This is a genomic window from Psychrobacter sp. 1Y4 (assembly GCF_051847555.1).
In genome coordinates, this window is sequence record NZ_JBPYDE010000599.1 from 1 (window position 1) to 687 (window position 687).

At 42.4% G+C, this 687-nt stretch carries 1 protein-coding gene and 1 pseudogene; both read left to right on the forward strand.

All coding sequences use genetic code 11. From position 1 onward, the window contains the following. Positions 1–373 (forward strand): annotated as a pseudogene (locus tag ACS8FC_RS17810) (mechanosensitive ion channel protein MscS); the annotation flags it as partial. A gap of 81 nt (positions 374–454) precedes the next feature. After that, on the forward strand, positions 455–687 hold a 233-nt coding region (locus ACS8FC_RS17815; protein ID WP_439297772.1), incomplete at its 3' end, for a hypothetical protein.

A 687-nucleotide genomic window follows, 5' to 3' on the forward strand; every position in this document is an offset into this window, starting at 1 on the left:
TCGTGAAACCAAACACGCTTTAGAAAACGAAGGCTTTAGCTTGCCTGAACCCATTTATCGTTTGCGGTTTAATGACAAATTAGAGAAAGCCATTGAACATATGCAGAACAGTACGAGCAGTGCTAAATCTGACATGACGATTACCTCAACCACGCCTGAGCCTACGGTTGAACGTCAGAATAATGACAGACCTGTTGATGATAAAGATAAAAAGCAAGCGAAGGCGCGAGCCAAAGTTATTTTGCAAGGCCGTAATGCTGATGAGGTCCTCGATGCCCGCCCTGATGACAAGCTGATGGAAAAGGTCGAGCAAGAGATTGCTCAAAGTTCGGACGAAACAGATTTGCTCAATAATGATAGTCCACAAGAATAGTAAGAGATAGCAGGTTTAAAAGTCGGCACAAAAAGTGCAATGAAACTCGTATTTGGTAGCTAATCAAAGACGAGATTTTTTATGGAAATGAAGCATCTAATCATATTCGCCGTAATCGGCATAGTGGCATTGCTTGGTTTTAATATCATTAATGGCAATAGTCATGAGAAAAACAGAGAGGTTGCCGTTAGCAGTACTGCCTCTGAACAGCCTACAGCAGCTGTATCTGATGCAGGTAGCTCTAAGAATAGCTCTGCAAATATCGCCAGCAAACCACTTGGTGAACAGCCAAAAGCCATTTTAGATGATGCAAC